Source organism: Streptomyces sp. NPDC058051 (assembly GCF_042885475.1).
In the GTDB taxonomy this organism is placed as follows: Bacteria; Actinomycetota; Actinomycetes; order Streptomycetales; family Streptomycetaceae; genus Streptomyces.
In genome coordinates this window covers 107599-114923 of record NZ_JBHVRW010000027.1, presented here as the reverse complement: position 1 = coordinate 114923, position 7325 = coordinate 107599, and the positions used below count along the sequence as shown (strand labels likewise).

Here is a 7325-nt window from a genome sequence, read left to right as displayed (position 1 = left end):
TTCGCCGCCAGTTGACCTCGAACCTCTTGCGGTATGCCCATACCACGTCAACGAGCCACATCACCGGAAGCAACACGTTGATTCTCTGCGAGCCCGAAGCCTTCTGCGCGACGGCCCGGCTCCCGCCGTGTTCCGGGATCCGGGCCTCGCCCCCATCAACAGGCGGCGGCACTCGTTCAGGTGCGGAAACACCACCACGAATCCCACAGGCGCGGTCTCGTCCGGAGTTTCCGTCTCGTCAGCCAGGGCTACGACCACGGCCCCTCGACACCCTTGCAGGCGGCTACGGAGTCGATGGGGCCGACCGAGGCCGTCGGGTCGGACGACGGACGGGAAACGTCGGGCGCCGGACCGAAACGTCAGACGGCGGACGGCGGACGGGGCGTCATTCCGACCGCTCTCGCTACCAGCCGGCCTTTACCCCGTTGTAGGCCTTACGGCAGTCGGCGTTGGTGGCCTCCACGGCCAGCTTCTGCATGGCGTTCTGCCAGACCTTCTTGGCCACCTTCTCCAACTCCCGCGTTGCGGCGGGGATGTTCGGGGCGTACTTCTTGATCGTCCCGATGGCGGAGGAGGTGAACTTGTTGCACGCGGGTCCGGCGGCGTTCCGGTAGCGGGTGTCCAGGTCCGTGGCCACTGCTTGGCCGTTCCGGGTGGCCCAGGTGTTCCAGGCCGCGCACGCCGTCTCGGTGAAGGTCTGCTGGTCGGCCTCGCTCAGGTTCGCGACCTCGTTCAGCATGGCGTTCTGGACCTTGTCGGGGACCGTGAAGTCCGCGACGGGGAACTTGTCGAGGGTCGTGAGCAGCGCCTCCTGACACGCGGGCGGCAGCGGAGCGGCCTGCGCGGTGGCGGGGAAGGCCACGGCGGAGGCGGACAGGAGAGCCGCGGTGAGGACCGCGCCCTGGACGGTACGCGAAAGGGTCATGGAAATCGTGCTCCTTGCGTGAAGGTTGTGGTGGTCGGGCGACGAATCAACGCCCGGTTGCAGAACGATCCCCGCCTCCCGCAGGTCACGGCGGCTGTCGGACCAGGCGGCCGGTGGCCCGCAGGTCACGGCGGCTGTCAGGCCGGGGCCGGTGTCCCGCCGGTCAGGTGGGTCGTACGCGCTGTGCGGCTGCGCCGGGCTCCGGCGTGTGTGCGGACGCGCCCGCGTTCACGCCGGGTCCGGAGTGGTCGGGGGTGCGTCGCTTCCGTTCCGGTGGGAGCGCGTCGCGGGTACGTCGGCGGAAGACCATGAACCCGGCCAGCGCCGCCCCCAGGAGCCAGAGCAACTGGATCGCGAGGCCCTGGGCCACCGGCGCGTCGGAGAAGGCCGCGGACATGCTGGCCTGCACGGCTCCGTACGACGGCAGGAAGCGCACGACGGCGCTGTCCGACCCGGAGCTCGACAGGGGATTCTGCAGGGCGACGTCGATGATGCTGATCATCAGGATGGCGAACATGCCCTCCACCTCACGGCGGAGCACCGAGCCGAAGACCACTCCGAGCGCGCCGTAGGTCAGGGCGGCGCAGAACAGCGCGGCAGCGAGCATGAGGGGCTGTCGGGGGGACCAGGCGAAGCCGGCGGCGGCCGTGGCGTATGCCGCGACGGCGGCGCAGACCAGGGTGAGCGCGGAGAGCTTGGCGAGGACCAGGTGGTGACGCGGGTACCCCGCCATGGCCAGGCGCCGGTCGAAGGCACCGCCCGTGAAGGTGGCGGCGAACATCATGAACCCGGCGATCAGGGTGACCGCGTTCAGCGCGCCGGTGATCTGGGTGAGGTGGTTGCCGGGCGGGGTCAGGACCTCGCCCGTGGCCCGCAGCCGGAACGGCGCCGGCCGGTCGGGAATGGTCAGGTAGGCCAGGGCGATCCACACGGGGATGTACAGCACCACCAGCAGCATCGCGAACCGGTTGCGGGCGTGACCGACCAGCGCGTACCGGGAGGCCGTGGTGAACAGGGACCAGTGCCGCCTCATGCCGCCGCCTCCGCGCACCGGTCCTGGCGGTGGAGGCGCCCGTCCTCCAGGCGCCACAGCTGGTCCAACCGCTCGATGTCGTAGGCCAGGTGCGAGACGACCAGCACCGAGCGTCCGGCGTCGCGCAGCCCTGTCGCCAGCTCCCAGAAGCGCAGGTACGTCTCCCAGTCGAAGCCCTGGTAGGGCTCGTCGAGCAGCAGCACGTCCGGGTCGTGCATGAGCGCGAGAGTCAGGTTCAGCTTCTGCCGTGAGCCCCCGCTGAGCACACCCGCGCGCTGGTCGAGGTACTCGGTGAAGGCCAGGGTCTCCATCACTTCCTCTGCTCGCCGCAGGTCCGCCAGCCCGAAGGCGTGCCGGAAGAAGTCCAGGTGCTGGCGGACGGTGAAGGAGTCGTCCAGGACCACGGACTGCGGGCAGTAGCCGAACCTGCCGCTGTGGTGCACCGAGCCCCGGTCCGGCCCGAGTTCACCGGCGAGGATCCTCAGCAGCGTCGTCTTGCCGGCGCCGTTCTCCCCGACGATCCCGGCGAGGACCCCGGGCCGCAGCCGGAGGTCGACGCCCCGTAGAACGGCGTGCTGCCGGTAGGAGTGGTGCACATCTGTGACGTCCATCGCGCTGCTCCGTCGTGCCAGGTCTTCCGGAAGGCCACGGAAGCGGTACGCGTCTTCCGATGGGCGGCGAACCGATCCGCCCGTGCCCAACGAGCAGGCAGCGCAGCGGAAACGGCACCGGGAACAGTGCCGGGAGCAGTGCCGTCCCCGGCGTCAATCCGGCGCACACCGCGTCACACGTGCGGCGGCTTTACCGGCGGCAGCAGGTTGCGGGTCGACCGGGGCGGCTAGCGTGGCCAGGACCGGGGGCGGCAGGTCCGACCGGGTTCTGCCCCGGTCCGCTGGTCAGGTACCGGGCCCGGGCATCCGGGCCCGCCCGTCCTGACACCGTCGCCGCGCCCCTCCGGCGGTCCCGTTCACCTGAAGGCCGGAGAGGTCACTCACGCACGAGGAAGGTCGGTCAGTCATGCGGAGAACATGCGTGATCGGCGCCGGTCCGTCCGGCCTGGCCGCGAGCAAGGTCCTTGCCTCGCGGAACGTTCCGTTCGACTGCTTCGAGGCCGGGTCGGGCATCGGCGGACTCTGGCGGTACGGCAACGACAACGGCATGTCGGGGGTGTACGCGTCCCTGCACGCCAACATCTCGAAGGAGAGCATGTCCTTCTCCTCCCTGGCCATGCCGGGGACCTACCCGGTCTTTCCGCACCACAGCATGGTCCTGGCCTATCTGGAGGACTACGCCGCGTCGTTCGGCCTGCACCGCCACATCGTGTTCGGCACGAGGGTCACCTCGGTGCGGCCCCTGGACGACGGCGGCTGGGAGGTGGTCTGCCGGCGCCGTGGCGGCGTGGCCGAGGAGACGCGGCGCTACACCGAGGTGGTGGTGGCCAACGGGCACCACTGGGATCCGCGCCTCCCGGCCCCCGCCGTGCCCGGCGCCGAGGAATTCGAGGGGACCGCGATCCACTCGCACGACTACCGCACCCCTGCCCCGTACGCCGGCCGGCGGGTGCTGGTGATCGGCATGGGCAACTCCGCGTGCGAAATCGCGGCGGAGATCTCGCGTACGGCGGCGCGGACGTTCCTCTCCGCGCGCGACGCGGCCCCTCTGTTCCCCAAGATGCTGCTCGGCCGTCCGGCGGACCATCTGGTGTGGAGCCCGCTGTCCGATCTCCCGCGGTTCCTCAAGGATCCGGCACTGCGGCTGCTCCTGCGGCTCGCCCGCGGTGCCCCGGCTCGTTACGGACTCCCCGAACCGGTCCGCGGACCGCTCGCCGGCCATCCCTCCACCTCCGACGAACTCCTCGCCCAGCTGGCCCGGGGCGCGGTCACACCGAAGCCCGGTGTCAGTTCCTTCGGCCGGGACACAGCGGCCTTCAGGGACGGCAGCCGCGAATCGGTGGACGCCGTGGTGTACGCCACGGGCTACGGGATCTCCTTCCCCTTCCTGGAACCCTCCGTGTTCGCCACCTCGGACGGCCGCACGGAGCTGTATCTGCGCACGGTCCCGCCCCGCATCCCCGGGCTCTACTTCATGGGGCTCGCGCAGCCCTCCGGCGCGGCGTTCCCGCTGCTCGAACCGCAGGCGGAATGGATCGCCGAGCTGATCGAGGGCGCGGTCGCGCTGCCGTCGCCGACGGACATGTCACGGGCGATCGCGCGCGAGTGGCGCCGCCATCGCAAGACGTACGTGTCCACCTACCGCCACGGGATCGAAATTGACTTCCGCTCCTACCGAAGAGCCCTCCGCCGGGAACGCCGAGCAGGCAGACGCCGGGCACGCGGCGCCGTCCCGGCCCTGCCCGCCGTGGCCGGCCCCGCCCCGGCGGCCGACGCCTTGTGATCCGCTCAGCCAGGTGTTCCACCGGATGTCCGGCACGCACCAGTTGGCGGTGGGGTGGGCGGTGCGCTTCCGTGGGGAGCCGCCCTCACCGGACGCCCTGCGTCGGCACGTACGGGCCGGACTCACGGACCTTCCGACGCTGACCCACCGTGTCGAGGAGGGGCTGGGGCCTCTTCCCTGCTTCGTGCCCGTCCCGGACCTCGACCTGCGTCACCACGTACACGATCTGCTCATGACGGATCCCCGGGAGCAGTGGCAGGACTGTCTCCAGGACGTACTGATGCGGCCGCTGCCGGCCGCACCCCGCCCGCCCTGGGACCTCTGGCTGATCCACGGGTACGCCGGTACCACCGGCCTGCCCGAGTACGTGCTGGTGTTCCGCATCCACCACGCTCTGGAAGACGGCGCGGGGCACCACTACGTGCTGCGGACGCTGTTCACCCCGCGCGTCGCACCGCAGAGGTCGCCCGGCGTCCAGGACACACCTCCGCCCGCCGACAGCGGGGGGCGGGTCTCCTCCCGTGCCGTGCTGGGCATCATGGGCGACGTCGCCCGGAGCCTGCGGGGCAGCGGCACCTGGTCCATGTTGCGCCGACCGCCGACGGGGAAGCTCTCCACGGCCGTCGGGACGGTGCAGACCCGGCGGCTGCTCGCTGTCTCCCGGGCCCTAGGCACCGACGTCAGCGCGGTCTTCCTGACCTCGCTGTCCGGGGCGATGCGGGCTGTCGCCCTGGCCGAGGGAGAGCGTCCGGCTCCTCTCACACTCCTCTGGCCCCTGTCGGTCCGGACCGGTGGCGAACGGGGCGCGGTGGGCAACTTCCTCACGATGGTGCGTCTCCGGCTGCCCTGTGAGGAGCCCCTTCCTCTGCACCGTCTCGCCTCTCTCTCACGTCAGTTGGAGCCCGGGCACGTCGAGCGGAGGATGCACACCTCCCGTGCTCTCATGCGGCGTGCGCCGCGTCCGGTGAGCCTCGGCACGCTGCGGCTGCTCACGCGTCCGCGCCACGCCTCCCTCACCGGCACCTACTTCCCCGCGGCCGTGCCACAACCGGTCCTCGGTGAGGCACGGTTGGACGGCGCGCTGGGGCTGGGCGCTCCCCTGCCCGGTCAGCTCTGCCATCTGACGCTGCTCAGGTACCGGGCCGAGTGCACGCTCTCCGTCGTCCACGACACGGCCTTCGCCCGCGGCGCGAACCTCCCGGGGCTGTGGCTGACGGCCCTGGCAGAACTCGAAGCGGTGGTCTGAGAGCAGGCTCTGACACAGGCGGCTCGGCCCGGGGCCGCACCCGAGCGATCGGTACGGCCCCGGGCGCCTCCGCGTTCACAACCGGCGCGGAGGTTCCCTCGCCGCCGCGCTCACACCGGCGCGTACGTTCTCTCTCGCCGCCGCGCTCACACCGGCGCGGAAGTTTCCTCGCCGCCGCGCTCGCGCTCACACCGGCGCGGAAGTTCCCTCCAGTTCCCCCACGGCCTGCTCCCACAGTTCCGGAAGCAGTTCCCCGAGCGGAAGGGCGCGGTCAGCCACGAAGGACGACTCGGTCCAGTCACCGAAGAACGACAGGCCCACTCCGAAGAGGTGCCCGGGCACGAGCAGGGGGAGCAGGGCGACGCCCGTCACCCGGCCGTCCCCCAGGCTTCCCTGGTCGGCGACCGGCATGGACGTGGCCATGACGTCGGTGACGCGCGGGGAGAGCATCCTTCGCAGGTACCACTCGGTCGGGCGGTCCGGCATGTAGTGGACCAGGTCCTGGATGGCCTGCCGCCACGCCTCGCCCCGCAGCCTCCGGGTCGTGGCCATGACGTGCTCCAGCCGCCGCAGGGGCGCGTCGCCGTCCCGGGATCCGGTCCCGCGTTCCGGGGCGGTCCGCACGGGCAGCTCCAGCGGCAGGGCGAAACAACGGTTGCCCCAGGTCTGTTCCTCGTCCGGGCGGCGTGCGTCAACGGGCAGCAGCGCCGTCACCCGGGGAAGCGGTACGCCGGACCGGGCCGACCAGGCCGACAACGCCCCGGCGAGCGCGGCCAGATGGACGTCGTGGGCCGATCCGCCATGTGCCGCAGCGATCCGGCGGAGGGTGTCCGCAGGTACCCGGCCCCGCCACAGCCGCCGCTCTCCCGTGGGGACGAAGGGGACGGCCGGACGGTGGCCGCGAACGGCGAGGGAGCCGGCCAGGAACATCGTGGTCAGCCCGACTGCCGTGCCCACCCGTCGGGGCAGACCGGCCAGGCGGCGCTGCCTCGGCACCGGGCGGGCCGAGGGCTCCCCCTCGCCCAGCATGGCCCGGAAGGTCATCGCGGCGGCCGATCCGTCCTGGCAGGCGTGGTGGAAGCGGTAGCACACGGCGTACTCGTCCGGCGCAGAGCCGTGGACCAGCCAGACCCCCCAGTAGGTGCCGGGCGCGAACGGCGCGTCGAGCGCGGTGTGCAGAGCGGCGTCCCACCCTGCGGGGCCTTCTGCGACCACCTCGTGGACGTGCCGGTCGACGGTGAAATCCGCGTCCGGCCGCCACCGGGGGCGCCGTGAACCGCCCTCGACCCGGCTCGTGAGCAGGGGCAGTCGGCCCAGGCGTGAGCCCACGTACGCGCGGAAGTCCGCCAGGCTCGGGGGCGGACCGCTCAGGTACGCGACACCGCCGGCGTCCCAGCGGAGGTCGGGGTGGCGGCGCTCCATGCTGAGGAACGCGCGATCGACCGAGTGGGCGGGGTGGCTGGGGAAGGGAACGGACCGGGCTGACGGGTCGGACACGGGCATCAGGGGGCTCCAGTTCGTACCAAGGGACGGGCAGGCGGGGCGCGGCCGGGCGTTCGGCCACCCCGACCGACCGGGACGGACCACCGACCAGGACGGACCACCGATCAGAAGGGCCGCCGACGAGGACGCGTCCGCAGCGACGCCGAACGCGTCACCTCGGCCTGAATAAGTACGGTTTATATCCGGCCGCGGTGAACGGCCGTACCCGCCCGCGGTCCCCGACG

At 71.8% G+C, this 7325-nt stretch carries 6 protein-coding genes; 2 read left to right on the top strand and 4 right to left on the bottom strand.

Features of this window, described 5'->3' with window-relative positions; all coding sequences use genetic code 11:
* Nucleotides 1-403: 403 nt before the first annotated feature.
* The 3 genes from ACFVUT_RS31425 to ACFVUT_RS31415 all read right to left on the bottom strand — a co-directional run bounded on the left by ACFVUT_RS31425 (nucleotide 404) and on the right by ACFVUT_RS31415 (nucleotide 2569).
* On the bottom strand, nucleotides 404-925 hold the full coding sequence (locus ACFVUT_RS31425; protein WP_389656117.1) for a hypothetical protein: 522 nt from the start codon (nucleotides 923-925) through the stop codon (nucleotides 404-406).
* A gap of 163 nt (nucleotides 926-1088) precedes the next feature.
* Complete coding sequence (locus ACFVUT_RS31420) at nucleotides 1089-1958, bottom strand: ABC transporter permease (RefSeq protein WP_389656120.1); 870 nt, start codon at nucleotides 1956-1958, stop codon at nucleotides 1089-1091.
* Nucleotides 1955-2569, bottom strand: coding sequence for an ABC transporter ATP-binding protein (locus ACFVUT_RS31415; RefSeq protein WP_389656123.1), 615 nt, complete (start codon nucleotides 2567-2569; stop codon nucleotides 1955-1957). The genes ACFVUT_RS31420 and ACFVUT_RS31415 overlap by 4 nt, the downstream gene beginning before the upstream one ends.
* 406 nt (nucleotides 2570-2975) lie before the next feature.
* On the opposite strand from ACFVUT_RS31415, the gene ACFVUT_RS31410 reads away from it, so the two are divergent.
* Both ACFVUT_RS31410 and ACFVUT_RS31405 read left to right on the top strand, forming a co-directional pair.
* Nucleotides 2976-4352 carry an NAD(P)-binding domain-containing protein gene (locus ACFVUT_RS31410; protein ID WP_389656126.1) on the top strand — a complete coding sequence of 459 codons (1377 nt, stop codon included), beginning with the start codon at nucleotides 2976-2978 and terminating at the stop codon, nucleotides 4350-4352.
* Nucleotides 4353-4377: 25 nt separating this feature from the next.
* Nucleotides 4378-5598, top strand: coding sequence for a wax ester/triacylglycerol synthase domain-containing protein (locus tag ACFVUT_RS31405; protein WP_389656129.1), 1221 nt, complete (start codon nucleotides 4378-4380; stop codon nucleotides 5596-5598).
* A 186-nt stretch (nucleotides 5599-5784) separates the two neighbouring features.
* Here ACFVUT_RS31405 and ACFVUT_RS31400 read toward each other — a convergent pair whose 3' ends face one another.
* Nucleotides 5785-7101: a wax ester/triacylglycerol synthase domain-containing protein gene (locus ACFVUT_RS31400; protein WP_389656132.1), complete on the bottom strand. Its 1317-nt coding sequence runs from the start codon at nucleotides 7099-7101 to the stop codon at nucleotides 5785-5787.
* Nucleotides 7102-7325: the final 224 nt, after the last annotated feature.